Below are 1,028 nucleotides of genomic sequence, written 5' to 3' on the forward strand. Positions count from 1 at the left end.
CTTACGGTATCAAGGCGTTTAAATCTGCTTTTATTACTGGCTTAGAATATTCACCTAATGACAGTCGCTCGCTAATTTAAAACGCTCAAAACCTTTAATACTAAAAAAGCGAACCGTATGGCTCGCTCTTTATACTTCAGCTTCAGTTGAAAAGAAACTTAACTAGTTCGCGATTGGCGACAGTAACTTAGGGTTTACGACTAAGTTTCTCACACCGTGTGCGTGGTCTTCATTAAAGTCGTTCCCCTCACACCAGCTACCAACCGTTGCGATGTTCACTTTCGCCACTTGTGGCCTCACACTCCATGTGACTTGGAACGGTGAGCCTTGCTCGTTGTAGCCAGGGCCGGTAGTAGAGCCTGCGTATTGAATAGCAGAACCTGTATTTTGTGGAATGTTCGTCGCTTGGTGCAAACCATTCACTTTAGAGTGCTTAGCTAGCTCTTCAAAATCGAGCGCTTTGTTATCATTAACTAAGACGTAGACTTGGGTTTCTACACGTAGCTGAGGGTTAGTAATTGCATCATTGAAACACGCCCCTAATGTTTCACCCGGCTCCACTTGCGCCGTTGAGTACACATAATGCACTTCAATAGTATCACCGGAATGAAGCGAACCATGATCGCTCGGACAAACCTTACCCTCAAATGGTTTTAGTTCAGCCTCGCTTAGCTTACCTGTGTATTTGAATCCACTTTGGAAACCTTTGCCGTCACCATTACCCGCATACTGGGTAAACTCACCGCCTTTGTGCTCTGCATTTTTATGAAAGTGAATATTACATAAGTTCATCGCGGTTGAGTCTGGTGCATTTGAGAACAAGCGCTCGTTAGTACCTTCAGATGAACCCAAGTCACGCGGCGCTTGTGGACCAAAGCCTTTACCTTGCGTATTTTCCGACAGTTGCGCTCTTTGCTCTGCTATCACACTGTCTGAAACCGCTTCATGACTGGCATCTGACGCACTTGCTTTCGTGGATAACATAACCATGGCGACGCTTAAAAACACACTTTTGTTTTTCATATCTC

Annotated in this window: 1 protein-coding gene; it reads right to left on the reverse strand. The window is 44.9% G+C overall.

All coding sequences use genetic code 11. From position 1 onward, the window contains the following. Positions 1-162: 162 nt before the first annotated feature. On the reverse strand, positions 163-1,023 hold the full coding sequence (locus BCT81_RS02455; protein WP_102423146.1) for a delta-class carbonic anhydrase: 861 nt from the start codon (positions 1,021-1,023) through the stop codon (positions 163-165). Between the last annotated feature and the right edge of the window lie 5 nt (positions 1,024-1,028).

This window comes from Vibrio sp. 10N.261.52.A1 (genome assembly GCF_002876325.1).
Classification (GTDB): domain Bacteria; phylum Pseudomonadota; class Gammaproteobacteria; order Enterobacterales; family Vibrionaceae; genus Vibrio; species Vibrio chagasii.